The sequence below is a fragment of the Daejeonella sp. genome (assembly GCF_046590655.1).
Taxonomy (GTDB): domain Bacteria; phylum Bacteroidota; class Bacteroidia; order Sphingobacteriales; family Sphingobacteriaceae; genus Daejeonella.
This window is the reverse complement of the sequence record NZ_JBKJUM010000142.1, coordinates 17,695-36,672: the sequence shown is the minus strand read 5'-3', so window position 1 is coordinate 36,672 and position 18,978 is coordinate 17,695. Positions and strand designations below refer to the sequence as shown.

Annotated in this window: 16 protein-coding genes; 8 read left to right on the top strand and 8 right to left on the bottom strand. The window is 40.7% G+C overall.

Features of this window, described 5'->3' with window-relative positions:
* The 3 genes from ACLL8Z_RS13310 to ACLL8Z_RS13300 all read left to right on the top strand — a co-directional run.
* The coding region (locus ACLL8Z_RS13310; RefSeq protein ID WP_411275275.1) for a gliding motility-associated C-terminal domain-containing protein at positions 1–2,428 on the top strand (2,428 nt) is incomplete at its 5' end.
* Positions 2,429–2,637: 209 nt separating this feature from the next.
* Positions 2,638–3,177, top strand: a complete 540-nt coding sequence (locus ACLL8Z_RS13305) for a DUF3347 domain-containing protein (protein WP_411275274.1) — start codon at positions 2,638–2,640, stop codon at positions 3,175–3,177.
* A gap of 180 nt (positions 3,178–3,357) precedes the next feature.
* Positions 3,358–4,647 carry a citrate synthase gene (locus tag ACLL8Z_RS13300; protein ID WP_411275273.1) on the top strand — a complete coding sequence of 430 codons (1,290 nt, stop codon included), beginning with the start codon at positions 3,358–3,360 and terminating at the stop codon, positions 4,645–4,647.
* A gap of 102 nt (positions 4,648–4,749) precedes the next feature.
* On the opposite strand, the gene ACLL8Z_RS13295 is transcribed toward ACLL8Z_RS13300, so the two are convergent.
* The 4 genes from ACLL8Z_RS13295 to ACLL8Z_RS13280 form a co-directional block, all read right to left on the bottom strand.
* A complete protein-coding gene (locus tag ACLL8Z_RS13295; protein ID WP_411275272.1) occupies positions 4,750–5,994 on the bottom strand; it encodes a nucleoside permease in 1,245 nt (414 codons plus the stop codon).
* An 86-nt stretch (positions 5,995–6,080) separates the two neighbouring features.
* Positions 6,081–6,677, bottom strand: a complete 597-nt coding sequence (locus tag ACLL8Z_RS13290; protein WP_411275271.1) for a bifunctional nuclease domain-containing protein — start codon at positions 6,675–6,677, stop codon at positions 6,081–6,083.
* A 37-nt stretch (positions 6,678–6,714) separates the two neighbouring features.
* Positions 6,715–7,692, bottom strand: a complete 978-nt coding sequence (locus ACLL8Z_RS13285) for an electron transfer flavoprotein subunit alpha/FixB family protein (protein ID WP_411275270.1) — start codon at positions 7,690–7,692, stop codon at positions 6,715–6,717.
* A gap of 40 nt (positions 7,693–7,732) precedes the next feature.
* A complete protein-coding gene (locus ACLL8Z_RS13280; protein WP_411275269.1) occupies positions 7,733–8,470 on the bottom strand; it encodes an electron transfer flavoprotein subunit beta/FixA family protein in 738 nt (245 codons plus the stop codon).
* A 44-nt stretch (positions 8,471–8,514) separates the two neighbouring features.
* Between ACLL8Z_RS13280 and ACLL8Z_RS13275 the strand changes: the two genes are divergently transcribed.
* Together ACLL8Z_RS13275 and chrA are read left to right on the top strand one after the other, a co-directional pair.
* Complete coding sequence (locus ACLL8Z_RS13275; RefSeq protein WP_411275268.1) at positions 8,515–8,850, top strand: heme biosynthesis protein HemY; 336 nt, start codon at positions 8,515–8,517, stop codon at positions 8,848–8,850.
* On the top strand, positions 8,851–10,053 hold the full coding sequence (chrA, locus tag ACLL8Z_RS13270; RefSeq protein ID WP_411275267.1) for a chromate efflux transporter: 1,203 nt from the start codon (positions 8,851–8,853) through the stop codon (positions 10,051–10,053).
* Between the two features lie 32 nt (positions 10,054–10,085).
* Here the strand turns inward: chrA and dnaB are convergent, their stop codons facing one another.
* Positions 10,086–11,645, bottom strand: coding sequence for a replicative DNA helicase (dnaB, locus tag ACLL8Z_RS13265; protein ID WP_411275266.1), 1,560 nt, complete (start codon positions 11,643–11,645; stop codon positions 10,086–10,088).
* Between the two features lie 286 nt (positions 11,646–11,931).
* Here dnaB and rlmB point away from each other — a divergent pair, with 286 nt between their 5' ends.
* The gene (gene rlmB / locus ACLL8Z_RS13260) at positions 11,932–12,717 is read left to right on the top strand and encodes a 23S rRNA (guanosine(2251)-2'-O)-methyltransferase RlmB (protein ID WP_411275265.1); all 786 of its coding nucleotides are present in this window, start codon (positions 11,932–11,934) and stop codon (positions 12,715–12,717) included.
* Here the strand turns inward: rlmB and ACLL8Z_RS13255 are convergent.
* Together ACLL8Z_RS13255 and ACLL8Z_RS13250 are read right to left on the bottom strand one after the other, a co-directional pair.
* Positions 12,710–13,792, bottom strand: a complete 1,083-nt coding sequence (locus tag ACLL8Z_RS13255) for a mannose-1-phosphate guanylyltransferase (RefSeq protein WP_411275264.1) — start codon at positions 13,790–13,792, stop codon at positions 12,710–12,712. The two genes, rlmB and ACLL8Z_RS13255, sit on opposite strands and share 8 nt — an antisense overlap.
* Before the next feature lie 153 nt (positions 13,793–13,945).
* On the bottom strand, positions 13,946–14,911 hold the full coding sequence (locus ACLL8Z_RS13250; RefSeq protein ID WP_411275263.1) for an SIS domain-containing protein: 966 nt from the start codon (positions 14,909–14,911) through the stop codon (positions 13,946–13,948).
* A gap of 94 nt (positions 14,912–15,005) precedes the next feature.
* Here ACLL8Z_RS13250 and recQ point away from each other — a divergent pair, with 94 nt between their 5' ends.
* Together recQ and kdsA are read left to right on the top strand one after the other, a co-directional pair.
* Entirely contained in the window at positions 15,006–17,192 is a 2,187-nt protein-coding gene (gene recQ / locus ACLL8Z_RS13245; protein ID WP_411275262.1) for a DNA helicase RecQ, read from the top strand.
* On the top strand, positions 17,192–18,004 hold the full coding sequence (kdsA, locus tag ACLL8Z_RS13240) for a 3-deoxy-8-phosphooctulonate synthase (protein WP_411275261.1): 813 nt from the start codon (positions 17,192–17,194) through the stop codon (positions 18,002–18,004). The genes recQ and kdsA overlap by 1 nt, the downstream gene beginning before the upstream one ends.
* Positions 18,005–18,058: 54 nt before the next feature.
* Here kdsA and ACLL8Z_RS13235 read toward each other — a convergent pair whose 3' ends face one another.
* The gene (locus ACLL8Z_RS13235) at positions 18,059–18,976 is read right to left on the bottom strand and encodes a sugar phosphate isomerase/epimerase family protein (protein WP_411275260.1); all 918 of its coding nucleotides are present in this window, start codon (positions 18,974–18,976) and stop codon (positions 18,059–18,061) included.
* Between the last annotated feature and the right edge of the window lie 2 nt (positions 18,977–18,978).

The following is an 18,978-nucleotide window of genomic DNA, read 5'->3' as shown; positions in this document are numbered from 1 at the left end:
AGGCTTGGCAGCAGGAACTTATAATGTTACTGTAACTGATGCGAACAACTGTACATCAACAGCATCGATTACAATAGCTCAGCCGGCAGCTGCTTTCGCACTGAGTTCTACTAAAACTGATGTTCTTTGCTTCGGCACTTCAACGGGAGCAATCAACTTAAGTGTTACCGGTGGAACCTCTCCTTATACTTACGCCTGGACTGGCGGCATAACCACAGAAGACCTGGCTGGCCTTGGAGCCGGAACATACAACGTGACGGTAACCGACGCGAACAGTTGCACAACCACGGCATCAGTTATAATATCTCAGCCTGAAAGTGCTCTTGCATTAACTAATTCTAAAACTGATGTACTTTGTTTCGGTACATCAACAGGCTCAATAAACCTCTCATCTAGTGGTGGAACAGCTCCTTACACCTATGCGTGGACTGACGGTATTTTCACGGAAGACCTTTCTAACCTTTCAGCCGGAACCTATTATGCCACAGTGACGGACGCGAAAGGTTGTACAGCAACTACATCAATAACTATAAAAAAGCCTGCTGCGTTATTGGCCCTAACTTTTCAAAAAACAGATATTACTTGCTATGGCACATTAACGGGTGCAATTAATTTAAGCGTTTCTGGTGGAATCGCACCTTATAAATACGTATGGACTGGAGATAAAACAGTCGAAGATCTTTCCGGGCTTGCCGCGGGAGAATATAATGTATATGTTACCGACGCAAATAATTGCAAAGTAACTGCTTCAATTACCATTTTCCAACCGACAATTGCGTTAACCATCAGCTCCATAAGATCGGATATACTTTGCTTTGGGAGCTCAACAGGTTTAATTGATTTAAAGGTAACAGGCGGCAATGCGCCCTACACATATTCCTGGAACAATGGTAAAACAACAGAGGACCTAGCAAACCTGGTGGCGGGAAACTATACAGTTACTGTAACTGATTCAAAAGGATGTTCAGCTAAATCAACAATCGTTATATCACAGCCAATTGCAATCGAGGTTACGGCTTCAAAGTCGAATGTGTCGTGCAATGGTGCCAACAATGGTGCAATCTCTCTGAATATTAAAGGTGGTACAGCGCCATTTACTTATAAGTGGAATACCGGTCAGATCACAAAAGATTTGACTGGCATCCCAACTGGAAGCTATAAAGTTATCGTTACAGACGCGGGGAATTGTTCAGTAAGTGCAGAGGTCCTCATAACTCAGCCCGAACCTTTAAAAGTAATCCTGACCGTGAAAAACTCAGGCTGTCTTAATTCCGGCGGCACAGTTTCAAGTAAAATCACTGGGGGCATCACACCATACAAGATATCGTGGGCAGGCAACTCCACGTTATCTGCTTCAGAAATCAATAATGTGAAGGCTGGAATTTACGAAATGACGGTTACGGATGCACTAGGGTGCACTATCAGTGTTAAAGCTGAAATTAAACAATCTGCCTGTGCTCCGTTAGCACAAAATGATATATTCGAAGTTGATCAGAATAAAATGCTTTTGGGAGATGTCGCTCCAAACGACAGCAATTCCCAGCCCGATAAGTTAACATTCACAAAACTTACGAATCCTAATAATGGAAAAATAACATTTGAAACCGATGGTAAATTTACCTTCATTCCCGATAACGGTTACGCAGGAAACGTTGAATTCTCCTATCAAATTTGCAATTCTTCGGGAGGATGTGATACGGCAAAAGTTTCAATAAACATTAAAGCCTTAGTAATCGTAAACCTTACTCCTGAGTTGTCCTCAGTTTGGGAAGGAAGAAAAACCTCAGTAACTGCTAGATTAACGAAGCCGGTTAGTGAAGATGTTACCATCACCGTTGAATATAGCGGAAAGGCTGAAAAGGATAGAGATTATCTTGTTATCGACCAATATATGAGTCTTAAAATCCCTAAAGGTTCTTTATCAACAACTGAGAAAATGACTTTTGCTGCCCTAAACGATGCGTTTAAGGAAGGCGACGAGGACATAATATTAAGAATTAAGACTATCTCAAACCCAAATGTAAGTGTTGGAAGTGGTGCAGTAATTATAATTAACGATGTATATCCGCCTCCTCCACCAACTGATGAGCCGCAAGATGAGCCAATAAACGCTGAAATTCTTCCGGATGCACTTATGTCACCCAACGGTGACGGCAACGGAAACGAGGCATTTAAGATTCAAAATATAGAATTTTTTCCTGACAATGAAGTTCTTATATTCAATCGTTGGGGAAATGCATTGTTCGCAATTAAAAATTACAATAACAGTGACCGGAATTTCAAAGGCTTTGCTAATAAAGGCCTACTTGTAAGCTCTGATCTGCCTCTCAGTGACGGAGTATATTTCTATATAGTCACAACTTATCAAACCGCCGGCCTAGACCGAAAGAAGCAGGTTAACAAGGGATATCTCATTTTAAAACGGTAGCAAACATTTTTACCCGCAAGTCTGTTTAATATGAATGGATATAAATAGATGCTGTTCTCGGTTTGGATATCAGGGACAAACGGGTAAATTAGCATTCGGACGCCGCTAAAATTAAGGCTAAATCAAAGAATCTTCCTTTTACCCATAGCATTTCGATTTATACGTTTTCCATTCAGCATTATTACCGATATTTGAAAAAAATAGATCAGATGAAAATGAGACTTATTATTCCCGGATTAATTGTAGCTATAGCGTTTAGTGCATGTAATCAATCAGCTAAAACAATAGGATCGGATACTGCTGATTCAACATCTGTTGGCACTCCGCCAACAGCAGACCTGAAAGATGAACATACCCAAAAAGTTTATAATTCGTATTTGAAGTTGAAAGATGTATTGGTCGCTTCGGACTCTTCGGGTGCCAGTGAGGCGGGGAAAGAATTAGCTGTGGCTCTGGGAGCAATTAAGGGCTGCGAAAATACTTCAACTTTAGCTACTAAAATTTCCGCGTCTGCGGACTTGAAAACACAGCGGACTCATTTTACGGCATTAAGCTCAGATATAGTAGACTTGATGAAACATACGGATGTAAATTCCGGCGCATTGTACGTTCAGTTTTGCCCAATGGCCAACGAAGGTGCTGGAGGATATTGGTTGGCAGCGGAAAAAGAAGTTAGAAATCCTTATTATGGTGATGAAATGCTCAATTGTGGCGAAGTAAAAGAAACCATTGGTATTGGTAAAAATTAATAATACTAATTTGTAGCTTCTTCTGGAGAAAGGTAAAATGACTTTTAACAAATTCAATTTTATACTTTGATAATCGGTGACAACTCATTCTCAATAAAAAAAATATTGCAAAAGCTTAAGCCAATTTGCCACATAAGCGAGCATAATTATTAGTTTTGTCTAATAACTATTAGAAACCATATGTCTGAATCCGCTTCCTTAAAAATAGGAAATAAAACGTACGATTTACCAATAATAGAAGGTACTGAAGGCGAAAGAGCAATTGATATTTCGAAACTTCGCGATCAAAGCGGGTTTGTTACTCTTGATTCCGGTTACAAAAATACTGGCGCCACAAAAAGTGCTATCACTTTTCTTGATGGTGAAGAAGGTGTCCTAAAATACAGAGGCTATGCCATAGAAGAGCTTGCAGAAAAATCAACTTTTCTTGAAGTCGCTTATTTACTGATATACGGGGATTTGCCAACTCAAGTCCAACTAGACTCATTTCAGAATGATATCTCAAAGCACACACTCGTTCATGAGGATATGAAGAAATTCTTTGATGGATTTCCTTCTAAATCCCATCCGATGGGTCAGTTGTCTTCATTGATCTGCTCATTGTCTGCGTTTTATCCAGAGTCCTTAAATTCTGTACAAACTGCTGAAGAACAAAACCAAACTATTATTAAGCTTCTTGCGAAGATGACAACGGTTGTTTCGTGGATTTATAAGAAATCTTTGGGACACCCGGTAATTTATCCCCAGAACAAGCTGGGATACGTAAGCAATTTTCTAAACATGACCTTTGGTCAGCGGACTGAAGACGTGGAGATCGATCCTGTTTTTAGTTCGGCTATGAATGTATTATTCATCCTTCACGCCGATCATGAACAAAACTGCTCTACATCAACTGTGCGAATGGTGGGTTCATCAGAATGTAATCTTTACGCATCAATTTCAGCAGGAATTTCCGCCTTATGGGGACCGCTACACGGTGGCGCAAATCAGGCCGTAATAGAAATGCTGGAACAGATTAAGAATGATGGTGGCGATACTGATAAATGGATAAATAAAGCAAAAGATAAGAACGATTCTTTCCGGTTGATGGGATTTGGCCATCGCGTTTACAAGAACTTTGATCCGCGGGCAAAAATCATCAAAAAGGCTTGTGACGATGTGTTGGACAAATTGGGAATAGATGATCCGGTTCTCGATATTGCTAAGAAACTTGAAGCTGCTGCATTGAGCGATTCTTATTTCATTGAGCGTAAATTATATCCAAACGTAGATTTCTATTCTGGTATTATTTATCGCGCGCTGGGATTCCCAACTGATATGTTTACTGTGCTATTTGCCCTGGGCCGTTTGCCGGGATGGATTGGTCAGTGGAAAGAAATGCGTGAAAATAAAGAACCAATTGGTCGTCCACGGCAAATTTATATCGGTGAAACACTACGAGATTACATCGAAATAAAAAACAGAAATTAATATGCAAACCGGCTCTTTCGCCGGTTTTTTAGCTCAATTAGATTAAAAATAGAGATTTACGCGATAATTAATTTGTTATAATTTACTTATAAACAGTGTGTTTTAGTGCTCTATGCCTTTCAATTGTTCCGGCACGTGCTTGTATTTAAATACGAATGGAAACACTATTGCGAGCAATAAAGCGTATCCTGCAAATGTGAACCAGATACTTTCCCAATTACGTATCCCGGAAGTGTTTGTGAAAAAGTCAACAACCCAGCCGCTTAGAATGCCCCCGAAAAATGCTCCAAGACCGTTAGTCATTAGCATAAATAAACCCTGAGCACTTGCCCGAATTGCCGGATCAGCTTCCCGCTCAACAAATAACGACCCAGATATATTGAAGAAGTCGAATGCCATGCCATAAATTATCATCGAAAGGACAAGTAACCATAAACCCTCTCCGGGATTACCGATTCCAAATAAGGCAAAACGTAATACCCAGGCGATAATGCTAAAAAGCATGACGGTGCGTATGCCGAATTTATACAGGAAAAACGGAATCGTTAGGATAAATAATGTTTCTGAAATCTGAGATATCGACAACAGTAAATTTGGGTGCTGGACACCGAAGGAATCAGGGTACGTGCTCTTAAAATCGTCTAAGAAAGACCCGCCGAACAAATTCGTAATTTGTAGTGCAGCACCGAGGAACATGGAGAAAATGAAGAAAACAGCTAGCTTTCTGGACTTAAAAAGAACAAGAGCATCCAGACCAAGGGTAGAAGAAAAACTTCTCGTATCCCCTGATTTCAACGGTGGCCGTGGTGGCATTGTAAACGCATAAATACCTAGCAAGAGTGATGCTGCCGCACTTACATATAATTGTAATGGACTTTTCGTGAGGTCAAGCAGATCTACAACCCACATCGCTGCAATAAATCCGATTGTTCCCCAAACACGGATAGGAGGGAAGGTTTTGACAATGTTCAAATTATTCTTTTGCAGCGCATTATAAGACACCGTATTTGCCAGCGCAATTGTGGGCATGTAAGCCATGCAATTAAATAACATGATTATATATAGCGAAGGGTAATCTTCGATTTGGGCAGCCAGAAATAACAAAACCGAGCCGAAAATATGACACATACCTAAAACTCGTTCAGCATTGTAAAACCGATCTGCAATTACCCCCATCACCGCCGGCATAAATAACGAAGCAATGCCCATCGTTGCAAAAATACTTCCCACCTCAACGCCGGTAAATTTGAGTGTAACTATCATATAACCGCCCAGGGATATTAGCCATGATCCCCAGATAAAAAACTGAAGGAAATTCATGACAATAAGGCGTAGTTTTATATTCATCTTTTAAGCTATTTATCGCAAAAGATAAAACTAATTTAGAATATAAACCAATCTGATATTAAAACTTTAATCTTATTGAAATTTAATCAAGAAGATCTCCTTTTGGAAAGTTCATCGCGGATTTTTGCTGCTCTTTCATAGGCTTCGTCGGCTAAAGCCTCTTTAAGCTTCGCTTTAAGGTCATCGTCGCCTAAAGAGCTATAACTTAGAGCTGCAGTTGGAGTTTTTTCTTCAGCCTGAGGTTCAATATTTTCGAGGAATACGAATTCATTCCCTTCAATTACTATCCCCGCTGTAGCTAAAATAAATTCATAAGTATAAATGGGACAGTCAAACCTTACGGCCAAAGCTATTGCATCTGAGGTACGGGCATCGATTTCTGAGACTTTCTTGCCATCGCTACACATTAATTTGGCGTAAAATATACCATCCACTAAATTATAAATTATAACTTCCTGAACAGTAACACTATAAGCCTCCGCAAACGATTTAAATAGGTCGTGCGTAAGAGGACGGCTCGGGGTCATTTTTTCAATCTCAATAGCAATTGCCTGTGCTTCAAAGCCACCGATTATGATTGGTAACCTTCTGCGGCCATTTACTTCGCCAAGGACAAGAGCGTAAGCTCCAGATTGTGTCTGACTGTAAGATAACCCAACTATATCTAATTTTATCTTCTTCATTAAGAAAGCTTAACATGTAGGTAAATCACCAGTAAAATTAATGATGTGATTTATAAGCTTTTATTGACTCAATTAATTTCGGTACAACTTCAAAAGCATCCCCAACAATTCCGTAGTCTGCTACTTTAAAGAATGGTGCTTCCGGATCTTTATTAATTACTACTATAGTTTTAGATGAGCTTACACCAGCTAAATGTTGAATAGCACCTGATATTCCGATTGCAACATAGAGATTTGGACTTACAGCAATTCCGGTTTGCCCTACATGCTCTTCATGAGGTCGCCAGCCGGCATCTGAAACGGGCTTCGAACAAGCCGTTGCGGCTCCAAGAGCCTCTGCAAGTTCCTCAATCATTGACCAATTTTCCGGACCCTTTAATCCCCGCCCAGCTGAAACTACCAGTTCAGCGTCTGGCAGGGCAATCTTGTCAGTAGCTCTGACAACATCAGTTACTGTAATGCGCAAATCGGAATCTTTAACTTCAGGCTGGAAGTCTTCAATGCTTACTGCCCCAGGCGTTTCAGTCAGCTCGAAAGAGTTTGGATTTAAAGCAATTACCTTATTTACTGAGTCAAGTTCGACAAATGCAAATGCTTTACCTGAGAACGCAGTCTTTTTTACAGTAAGTTTATTATTTTCGATTAGAGGAAGTTCAACTGCAGAATCTACCAAGCCAGCCTGCAACTTTACCGCTACCCTTGGCGCAAGCCCTTTTCCGCTGAAAGAATTTGCTAAGACAATCACATCAGATCCTTCTTTTCTTGCTGCTTCAAAAATGACTGAAGCATAAGCTTGAATTACAAAAGTTTTTAATTTATCACTGTTTACATTCAGGACCTTTGTAGCTCCATACTTACCCAGTATGCTTAACTCATCTTGCATTACATCCCCAATTGAGATTGCAATCAGATCTGTATTTAACAGACCAGCAACTGCTTTTGCGTAAGACACTACTTCAAAAGTTGATTTCTTAAACTTGCCCTCGGCATTCTCTACATAGACTAAAACTGACATATTCGATCTTTTCCCTTGCGGGCGATTTAATTAAAGGATACTAAATAACTTTGGCTTCTGAATGTAATAAGCTTACAAGCTTTTCGGTTTCATCTGATGAAAGCATTGTAACCGTACCGCGTGCTGCAGGGGTTGAATATGACTTAAATGACGCCAATTTTTCTATTTCAGAAGCTTCCAGTACCTGCAAAGGCTTGGTTCTGGCTGACATTATTCCACGCATGTTAGGGATTTTGGGTTCGGCAACTCCTTCAGCACAACTTGCTACAAAAGGAAAATTGACCTTTAGCATTTCTTTTCCGCCTTCAATTTCACGTTCTATACTTGCGCAATTACCATCAATTACAAGTTTTTTTATGATTGAGATGGATGGAATGTCAAGGAATTCTCCAATCATCGCAGCAACTTGTGAACCATTATAATCTATAGACTCTCTCCCGGTAAGAATGAGGTCAAAACCATTCGACCTGGCATATTCTGCTATTTGAAATGAAACAAAATATGCGTCGCGTGCGGCAGCATTAATTCGAACTGCGTCATCAGCACCAATCGCCAACGCTTTTCTTATCGTTGGCTCCGAGGATGACTCTCCAACATGGATTACTGTGATTGTACCTTTTTCACCCTCTGTCAACTCTATTGCTCGTGCCAGGGCAATCTCATCATAGGGGTTCAATATAAATTGTACACCAGTTGTATTGAATTGTGTATTATCACTGCTAAAAGTTATTTTTGTTGTAGTATCGGGAACATTACTGACACAAACTAATATCTTCATATAGATTCTGTTTTTACAAATCTACTTAAAAAAGCTAAATTTAAATGCATCATATAAGATTACAAAAGCTACTCGACTTCCTCTCGAACGAACCTAATGATCCTTTTCTTAAATATGCATTAGCTACTGAATATTTGAATGCAAGCGAACTGGATAAGGCTATAAGTTATTTTGAGGACTTATTGAAAAATCATTCAGACTATGTCGGAACCTATTATCACGCAGGCAAATTGTATGAGCAAATCGATCGTAAAGACGATGCAATATCTACATACCGGAAAGGAATGGAAGTAAGCAGGAAAGCGGGTGACACCCATTCTTTCTCGGAGTTGCAGACGGTATATAATTCTGTTATGGGCTTAGATTACGAAGACGATTAAATGCTCAGCAACCGACACCTCATCTTTTTAAGCGATGTCGTCTGGTTTACCCTAACAGCATTCGGAGGTGCACAGGCGCATCTTGGGATGATGCTTAAAACGTTTGTTAATAAGCGCAATTATATTACAGAAGCTGAGCTTCTAGAGTTAAATGCACTGACTCAAATTCTTCCGGGGCCCTCTTCCACACAAACGTTGGTTGGGATTGCTTATAAAGTGGGGGGAGTGTCTATCGCAATAACAACCTTCGTTATTTGGATGATACCCTCGGCTGCCATCATGTCCCTGGTGGCGATAAGTTACACAGTGCTTGGGGAAAAAGAAGAGTTCGAACATGTTCTCAATTTCATTCAACCGATTGCGGTCGGCATAGTTGGATATGCAGCTTTTAAATTCGGCCGCGTAATATTGAAAACCAATACTGCCTATTGGTTGGCGGGTTCTTCTCTAGTGGCAACACTCATTCTTAGAAATGCTTATGCCTTTCCGATCCTAATTTTAATGGGTGGGATTATCTCGTCAGCAATTGATACACCTCTTGAAGAAACCGAAATTAGAAGCCGGCTTTTTTCGAAAATTAACCCACGAAAGATTGCCTACTTTATAGGCGTTCTTCTGTTTTTTGCTGGACTTGGTGCTATCATCAACCGCACATCTCCTTTTAGTTTACCGATCCGTCTTTTTGAAAATTTTTACCGTAACGGCATAATGATTTTCGGTGGAGGACAAGTACTTGTGCCATTTATGTACACAGAGTTTGTGGATATGAAGGCGTATCTCACTTCAGATCAGTTCCTGTCTGGATATGCGGTTCAACAGGCCCTTCCTGGTCCAACTTTCTCTTTTACATCCTTTGTAGGTGCGATGACCTTGAAAAATGCGGGCTATAGCATCTACGGACAAATGATGGGCGGACTTATCGCAGTTTTAGGAATCAATCTGCCTGGCTTAATTCTTGTTTTATTTATTGTACCCTTTTGGAATGACCTTAGAAAGATTAATAGGATCAAAAATTCTTTATCAGGGATAAATGCCGTTTCCGTAGGGTTTATGGGGGCTGCATTTATTCTTTTGATTCAACCCATAGGAATAAGTTTTATAACAATAGGGTTAATATCAATAACCTTTCTTTTGCTGGTTTTTACCAACATTAGAACACCCTTTTTAATTATTGCTGGTATGTTGGTAGGATTGTTTTCTTAAGGGAACGCCCGAACTATTTTGTAGTTGCAATTTTAAAACGGCGGTTCTTCATCTATGTCGTCCATTCTTGAAGGGCGGATGATAAAATTGTTAGGCTTCTCAAAATCCTGTGAAGGAGCTATTCCGGCAAACGGATTTGAATTAGCCGGAGCTGAAAAGTCCTCTTCAAGATCTACGAATTTTACGAATTTTCCCACAAATCGCAGTGGTACCGTTCCTGTCTCGCCATTCCTGTGTTTTGCAACTATTATTTCTCCGATGCCAACTGTTGAGCGACCCTGCTCATCCTCCGTAAGCCCGTAATATTCCGGCCTGTAAAGAAATAACACCATATCCGCATCCTGCTCAATCGAACCAGACTCTCTTAGATCTGAGAGCATAGGTTTCTTGCTTCCTCCCGGTCTGTTTTCTACCGCACGGCTCAATTGGGAAAGTGCCAGTACAGGAACGTTCAGTTCTTTAGCTACAGACTTTAGTGCCCGTGATATACTGCCGATCTCCTGCTCCCTGTTTCCTCCTTTACCGTCACTTTTACCATGCATTAATTGGAGGTAATCAATTATGATCATTTGAATATCGTACTGAGCTTTTAAACGACGACATTTGGCCCGGAATTCAAATATATTAAGCGCAGGTGTGTCATCGATAAATAACGGAGCTTCTGTAAGTTTTCCGATTTTTGAATGCAATTGCTGCCATTCCCACTCCGCAAGATGTCCTTTCCTAATCTTTTCTTGCTCGATTTCAGTTTCGCCAGAAATTAAACGATTAACCAACTGAACAGAGGACATCTCAAGCGAGAAGAATACAACAGGCTTGCCAAATTGAACTGCGGCATTTCTTGCGCAACTCAGAACAAAAGCAGTTTTACCCATAGCAGGTCTTGCTGCGATGATTACCAAATCAGAAGGCTGCCATCCCGATGTTATTCTATCCAAAGCGGTAAATCCTGAGGCGACACCGGTAAGGCCATCAACTTTATCTTTAATTTTCTCAAGATTCTCCAGAGATTCCCTGATAATATCATCCATTTTTCGCGAGTCTCTGCGAAGATTGTTTTGAGCTATATCAAAAAGATTCTTTTCAGCGTGGTCCAGAAGGTCGAAAATATCAGTAGTATCCTCGTAAGCGTTGCTGATAATTTCTGTAGATATTCTGATCAACTCGCGCTGGATGAATTTCTGCGAAATTATGCGTGCATGGTATTCAATATTTGCTGCCGAAGCGACACGATTTGTAAGCTCAGTAATATAGTATGCTCCCCCGATCATTTCGAGGTCACCTTGCTGACGTAGCTGTGCCGTTACCGTTAATATATCGACTGGAGAGGATTTTTGAAACAGGAATTGAATAGCCTCAAAGATCTTTTGATGACTGTCTTTATAGAAAACGTCAGGTTTAAGAATATCAATTACCGCAGAAAGTGCATCCTTCTCGAGCATTAGTGCTCCAAGTACAGCCTCTTCCAAATCCAGCGCCTGTGGGGGTAATTTCCCCAGCCCGCTGGCTATAGTACTAAGCCTGTTTCTACGTTCCCCCGGTATTGTGTTTTTATTCCCCCTGCTAAAATCCTGTTCCTGATCTAAACTCATGATAACAAAAGTATACAAAAAAGAATCTGTATATTTTTTAGTTCTTCACACCGAATATTTTTAGCAAAACACACTATGAGCAATCGAAGCCTTCAATCAGTTTTCTCTGAACATACAATGTGGAAAAACTCTATAAAACTCGTAAAATATTCCCTTAACGGTTTCTAATAATACATGTTTATAACTTTTTAAGATGTTAATAACTCTGAAATTAGAAGCCCTGGATCGGTATATTTTCCTTTAGAATGGAAATATATCTAACTTGCAGATTCTAAAATATAACTCAATGAACACTAACTCCTTTAACAGAAGACGCGATCCTTCGCCACATGAAACCAACCAAATGGTCTTTGGGATCCGCGCTGTTATCGAAGCCATAAAAAGCGGTAAGGAAATTGAAAACTTGTATATCCAGCGTGGTCTCACTGGAGGGATTATTCTTGAATTAAGGAGTTTACTTAAGGAAAACGATATTGCATTTCAATTAGTGCCGGTAGAGAAGTTAAACCGTCTCATACCTAAAAATCATCAGGGGGCAGTTGCATTCATTTCGCCCATTACTTATGAAGAAATTGAAAACATAATTCCTGCCATTTATGAAAGGGGTGAAGTTCCACTGATCCTGCTGCTTGATGGTATTACAGACGTAAGAAATTTTGGCGCCATTGCCCGAACGGCCGAATGCGCTGGAGTCCATGCTTTGATCGTTCCTGCTAAGGGATCCGCGCAAATCAATCCGGATGCAGTCAAAACGTCAGCTGGAGCTCTGTACAGAGTTCCCGTTTGCAGGCATGATAATCTTTTCAAGACTGCTAAATATCTTCAGGAATCAGGGCTGCAGTTGGTTGCCTGTACAGAAAAAACCAATGATTATCTGTATAAACCGAACTATACGGTGCCTACAGCGGTCATTTTAGGTTCAGAAGAGAATGGAATTTCCATCGATCTAATACGTATCGCTGACCATCTGGCTAAAATTCCAATGTTTGGAGAAATCGAATCACTTAATGTGTCAGTTTCTGCAGGGGTACTGTTATACGAAGCGGTGAGGCAAAAAATGACTTCTAAATAAACTCTGTACCAAACCTTTGCTTTACATCTCCAACAATCTGCTTTATTTCCTGTTCACGGTCGCGTGGGCATATTAATAAGGTGTTGTTGTCCTCCACAACAATAAAGTCGTGTAGACCCTGCAAAATCACCACTTTGCCTTGGGGTACATTAACCATGCAATTGGATGAGTTGTACATTATTACCTTTTCGGCCGGGATCACCGCGTTTCCAACATAATCCTTCTCGGCAAGATCATATACCGATGCCCAGGTACCGAGATCCGACCAGCCAAATTCCGACGGCAAAACATATACATTTTCAGCTTTTTCCATTACCCCGTAATCAATCGATATATTGGTGCACTGAGTAAATGCAGCTTGAATAAATTCCTTTTCATTTTCCGTATTGTATACAGCAGCGCCTTCGTTGAATATGTCATTTATCTCTGGCAGATGCATTTGGAAAGCGCGCAGTATGTTCTTAACTGACCAAACGAAAATCCCTGCATTCCACAGGAAATCTCCACTCTGTACGAAGGTCTGCGCAAGTTCAAGGTTGGGTTTTTCCGTGAATGTTTTCACTTTATAGAAGTCATCCTCAATCTTTTTGGTATTGTATTGAATATAACCGTAACCGGTATCTGGCCTTGAGGGTTTAATGCCAAGGGTGATTAAACAGTCATTTTCGGATGCAGTTTTCAGCGATTTGTTTATGCATTTTATGAATTCTTCGCTATCAAGTATAAGATGATCTGAAGGAGACACAACTATTGCCGCGTTAGGATTCAATTTATGAATCTTATGACATCCGTAGGCTATGCAGGGTGCAGTATTTCGCATCACTGGCTCACATAATATCCTGCTTCTATCCATACCGGGTATTTGCTCCATCACCAGATCGGCATAAATTTCATTAGTAAGAATGAAGATATTTTCATCCGGAACAATCTTTTGGAATCGCTCATAGGTTTGCTGTATAAGGGTTTTTCCCAAACCGAGGATGTCAATAAACTGTTTAGGATGAGCAGTACGACTGATAGGCCAAAACCTGCTGCCAATCCCGCCTGCCATAATTAGAGCGTAGCTATTTTTCATTTAAGTATAATTTTTTGTTAGTAATTAATCGTGCATAAGCATATTAATTTCACATTTCTTTATGATTAATGGAGTTTAGGACATTGCTCTGTTGAGTCCTTGGTGTTTGCTGACGCTAAGCTCATACGGGTTTCATTGAGTCGTTAAATACCCTTAAATAATGCCTTCATTTAAAAGATCATGCAGATGGATAAACCCTTCAAATTTGGTTTTGGTACCTACGAGGATCTGAGTAATGTTGTTTTTTCTTAACACGTCGAGTGCGTTAACTGCAAGTTCATCTTTATCGATGTATTTTGGAGAAGTACTCATTATATGTTTCGCTTTTAAGGTATCTATACTATTGTTCTTTTCTAACATTCTCCGAATATCTCCATCAGTAATAATACCAGTAAGCTTTCCATCATCCACAACAGCAACAGCACCTAGTCTGTTTTTGGTAATTTCGATGATGACCTCCTTTACTGTTGCTTCGGGCGAAATCTGCGGTTTTTCATTTTGGGCTGCCAAATCTCCCACTTTTAGATACAAACGTTTTCCCAGGGATCCGCCGGGGTGGTACTTTGCGAAGTCGGCGCTGGTAAACTCTCTGCATTCAAGCAGGCAAACTGCCATTGCGTCACCCATCGCCAATTGGGCAGTTGTACTGCTGGTTGGGGCCAGGTTATTGGGACAGGCTTCGGTTTCGACGGTGGTATCTAAAATCCAATCTGCCTGTGAAGCCAAAAATGATTTTGTATCTCCCACCATCGCAACTATTTTATTATCAGACTGTTTAAGTAAGGGAATCAAAACTTTTATTTCAGGGGTATTACCGCTTTTCGATATACAAATGACAAGATCGTTGTGCTGTATCATCCCAAGGTCACCATGAATGGCATCGGCAGCATGCATAAAAATAGCAGGTGTTCCTGTAGAATTAAAAGTTGCAACGATTTTTTGTGCAATAATTGCACTTTTTCCGATCCCTGTTACTATTACCCGTGCATTTAGGTACAAAATTTGATGTACTATTTCTGGAAAATCCTCGTTTAACTGAGTTGAAAGGCGCATAATACCATCCGCTTCGATCTGCAGTGTTTTTTTTGCTATTTCTAATATTTCTTGTGGACTTTTCAAGCAGATTATTTTTTGAGCTAAAAGATAATTTATCGCAAAAATATGTTATTTTGACTACTAATATGACCCATATCCAAATTTTTCCAGCAGTACAATGGAAATAAATAAATCGTTGTTTGATAATTTACAGAACTTTTTCGGGTTTGATAACTTTAAGGGCGACCAGGAAGCGATTATCACGAGCATACTTCAGAAAAGAGATACTTTTGTCATAATGCCAACCGGTGGCGGCAAATCAATTTGTTATCAGCTTCCTGCCTTAATGAGTGACGGCACTGCTATTGTTATCTCGCCTCTTATAGCACTGATGAAAAATCAGGTTGACCAGTTAAGAGCTTTCGGAGGTACGGACAGTATCGCACATTTTCTAAATTCTTCCTTGAATAAGTCAGAAATTACCAAGGTAAGGGAGGACGTTACGAGCGGTGCGACAAAATTATTGTACGTAGCGCCCGAATCCCTGACAAAAGCAGAAAATATCGACTTTCTAAGAGGTATTACTATCTCCTTTGTCGCGGTTGACGAAGCGCATTGTATCTCGGAATGGGGACATGATTTTCGACCCGAATACAGGAAAATCCGGCAGGTAATTGACAATATTGGAGATAATATCTCAATTATTGCACTTACCGCAACAGCAACACCTAAGGTTCAGCAGGATATTCAAAAAAACCTGCAAATGAACAACGCTTTACTCTTTAAATCATCTTTCAACAGGCCTAACCTCTTTTATGAAGTACGTGCAAAGAGAGACGTAATAAAGGAAATAGTTCGGTATGCCAAAATGAACGCTGGAAAATCCGGGATTGTATACTGTCTCAGCCGCAAGAAAGTTGAAGAGGTGGCTGAGGCACTAAAGATCAATGGAATAAAGGCGCTTCCGTACCATGCAGGGCTGGATCCCAAAACCAGAGCAGAGACTCAGGATAACTTCCTGATGGAAGATGTTGATGTTATTGTAGCCACAATTGCTTTTGGAATGGGTATAGATAAGCCAGATGTTCGCTATGTTATCCACCATGATATTCCAAAAAGTATGGAGGGTTATTATCAGGAGACAGGTAGGTCAGGCAGGGACGGCGGTGAAGGTATCTGTGTTGCATTTTACTCTCAAAAGGATATTGATAAGCTAACAAAATTCATGAAAGATAAACCTGTTTCTGAACGAGAAATAGGTACACAGATTTTGAAAGAAGTAATAGACTATGCCGAATCTTCTGTATGCAGGCGTAAGCAGATTCTACATTATTTTGGGGAGAATTTTAATGAAGCGGGATGCGATAATATGTGTGATAATTGCAGGCATCCTAAAAAGTACTTTGACGCTGAACTTCCGTTGCTAAAGGTATTAACTCTCGTCCGTGACTTTGGTGAAAAATTTGACGACCAGTACATTATTAATTTTGTAATGGGCCTTGATAGCGCGCAGATATCAGCCTACGAGCACGACAAACTGGCTTTGTTCGGTTCTGGGAAGGCTGAAGGAGAAATTCTTTGGAAATCCTTGATGAGGCAGGCCGTACTTAATAATTTTGTTCAGAAGGATGTCGATAACTATGGCCTCCTAAAACTGACAAGGTCTGGGAAGGCGTTTATTGACAATCCTCATCCAATGAAATTCATCCTCAACTATTTGATGGAAACAGCTGAGGATGAAGTGGAAGATGCACAGCATCAAGGCGGTGCCTTGGATGTCCAATTGCAGCAAATGCTGAAAGATCTTCGTAAAAAAATTGCCAGACAAAAAAATCTTCCGCCGTTTGTAATATTCCAGGATCCATCGCTGGATGAAATGTGTACCCATTACCCTGTTTCGCTTGATGAATTAAAACAAATTCAGGGCGTCGGATCAGGTAAAGCCATGAAATTTGGCCAGCCATTTATCGATTTGATAAAGAAGTATGTCGATGAGAATGATATCGATCGCCCGGTTGACCTGGTTATCAAAAGTGCCGCAAATAAGTCGGCGTTGAAGGTTTCTATTATTCAGAATATTGACAGGCAGATTGCGCTGGAAGACATAGCTTCTGCTAAAGGTATCTCATTCGATGAGATTCTGAAAGAACTTGAGACAATTGTTAATTCGGGAACTAAATTGAATCTCAACTACTATATCGACGAATTGATTGAAGAAGACAGGCAAGACGAAGTATTTGATTACTTTAGAAGTTCAGAGGTTGATTCAATTGACAATGCGCTTGCAGAGTTGGGAGATAATGATTATACCCGCGAAGAGGTTCAATTAATGCGTATTAAATTTTTATCGGAGTTAGGAAATTGATGATAAGTAATATCCCCAGAATCAAGCATTCCCAAACGCAGAATTTTTTCCTGATGGCTGGCCCATGCGTGATAGAGGGTGAAGAAATTGCACTCAGAATAGCCGAACGGATAGTAACTATAACCGATAAGCTGCAAATCCCATTAATATTTAAAGGGTCATATCGAAAGGCCAACCGGTCAAGACTGGACTCTTTTACGGGGATAGGAGATGAAACCGCTTTGAAAATCCTTGCAAAAGTTGGGCGGGAGTTCGATATTCCATGCGTTACAGATATCCATGAAAGTCATGAAGCGGAAATGGCTGCTGCATTTGTAGAGGTTTTGCAGATCCCTGCATTTTTATGCCGCCAGACAGATTTGCTTATTGCAGCAGCAACAACTGGCAAAACAATAAACGTCAAAAAAGGGCAATTTCTTTCTGCTGCATCGATGAAGTTTGCTGTTGATAAAATAATTGATTCTGGTAATTCAAACGTTATACTTACCGACCGTGGAAATACTTTCGGCTATCAGGATATCATAGTCGATTATCGAGGAATTCCTGAAATGAAAAACTTTGGTGTTCCGGTAGTAATGGACTGCACCCATTCTTTGCAGCAGCCTAATCAGGCCAGCGGTGTAACAGGAGGGAAGCCAGCCCTCATCGAAACCATTGCAAAAGCCGCCATCGCTGTTGGCGCTGACGGCCTTTTTATTGAAACTCATCCGAATCCTGGCCAGGCAAAATCGGACGGAGCAAACATGCTTAATCTCGACCGTCTCGAGGAGTTATTGAAGAAGTTGCTTCGCGTACGAGAAGCGATTATTTAAGCTGTCCTGTTGCAATTGAAATTGAATCGTGACAACACTTCCGGACAATTTGGGCTACATATAAATGTTGTTTTTGAGCCATATAACGCTTGATGCCGGATCATCAATGGTTTTGGCACCGTCCTGTTCAATAAATGTATGTTTAACTCCAGAGAGTTTGGAATTTGTAAAGATGTTCTTAAAGTCAACTTTACCGGTTCCAACAGGACACGGTCGCCCGGTAGTTTTATCAAGGTCTTTCACATGCCAAAGAGGGAAGCGTCCCGGATATTTTTTGAACAAAGCAACAGGATCCTGCCCGGCAGCCGTTGCCCACGCCAGATCTAGCTCCATAAATACTTTTTTCTTGTCGGTATTCGTCAGAACATAATCGAAAGCACTCACACCCTCGATCTTGTCGAATTCGGATTGGTGATTGTGATATGCAAATTTAATTTTATTGGAAGCGGTCAGATCCCCGGCTTTTACAAACACCTCAGTTGTACGCTTTATTTCATCCATTGTTGATATCGCAGAGCTGGAACAAACCACCCATGCGCAGCCCCCTTCTGCTGCATCGTCAACAATTTCCTGTACGTTGTCACGGAGATTACGAAAGCGTGGACGAGCGTTTCCTGCAGCAATAGCTGAAGCCGTAGGATTGCGCGGAAGGCCGCCAATATGATTTCCAATCCATTTTAATCCAGCTTCTTTTGCCATTTCTGCGAAGGCTTTTGGTTTTTGGCCATAGTACAAACCATTGCCTCCGGTGGCAGTCTCCAGTTCTTTAATGCCTATGTCAGCAATCTGCTTTAATACAGCGCGCGTGTCGGCGTTCGGAGAGTTGAGTAAGAAATTGAGTGTGTACACCTGCAGGCCAATTGCCGGATATTTAGCGGCATAAGCGGGCGGCTTTGCTGCAGCCCATTGCGGCAACATAGTTCCCAGAGCTACTATTCCGGAGGCCTTTAAAAATGATCTTCTGTTTGACATTT

Excerpts from the sequence above, each read along its gene's own strand:
- ACLL8Z_RS13300 (WP_411275273.1), top strand. The coding sequence starts at position 3,358 with ATGTCTGAATCCGCTTCCTTAAAAATAGGAAATAAAACGTACGATTTA.
- ACLL8Z_RS13275 (WP_411275268.1), top strand. The coding sequence starts at position 8,515 with ATGCATCATATAAGATTACAAAAGCTACTCGACTTCCTCTCGAACGAA.
- ACLL8Z_RS13305 (WP_411275274.1), top strand. The coding sequence starts at position 2,638 with ATGAAAATGAGACTTATTATTCCCGGATTAATTGTAGCTATAGCGTTT.
- ACLL8Z_RS13290 (WP_411275271.1), bottom strand. The coding sequence starts at position 6,677 with ATGAAGAAGATAAAATTAGATATAGTTGGGTTATCTTACAGTCAGACA.
- chrA (WP_411275267.1), top strand. The coding sequence starts at position 8,851 with ATGCTCAGCAACCGACACCTCATCTTTTTAAGCGATGTCGTCTGGTTT.
- ACLL8Z_RS13235 (WP_411275260.1), bottom strand. The coding sequence starts at position 18,976 with ATGTCAAACAGAAGATCATTTTTAAAGGCCTCCGGAATAGTAGCTCTG.
- ACLL8Z_RS13280 (WP_411275269.1), bottom strand. The coding sequence starts at position 8,470 with ATGAAGATATTAGTTTGTGTCAGTAATGTTCCCGATACTACAACAAAA.
- ACLL8Z_RS13255 (WP_411275264.1), bottom strand. The coding sequence starts at position 13,792 with ATGAAAAATAGCTACGCTCTAATTATGGCAGGCGGGATTGGCAGCAGG.
- ACLL8Z_RS13295 (WP_411275272.1), bottom strand. The coding sequence starts at position 5,994 with ATGAATATAAAACTACGCCTTATTGTCATGAATTTCCTTCAGTTTTTT.
- rlmB (WP_411275265.1), top strand. The coding sequence starts at position 11,932 with ATGAACACTAACTCCTTTAACAGAAGACGCGATCCTTCGCCACATGAA.
- ACLL8Z_RS13285 (WP_411275270.1), bottom strand. The coding sequence starts at position 7,692 with ATGTCAGTTTTAGTCTATGTAGAGAATGCCGAGGGCAAGTTTAAGAAA.
- recQ (WP_411275262.1), top strand. The coding sequence starts at position 15,006 with ATGGAAATAAATAAATCGTTGTTTGATAATTTACAGAACTTTTTCGGG.
- kdsA (WP_411275261.1), top strand. The coding sequence starts at position 17,192 with ATGATAAGTAATATCCCCAGAATCAAGCATTCCCAAACGCAGAATTTT.
- dnaB (WP_411275266.1), bottom strand. The coding sequence starts at position 11,645 with ATGAGTTTAGATCAGGAACAGGATTTTAGCAGGGGGAATAAAAACACA.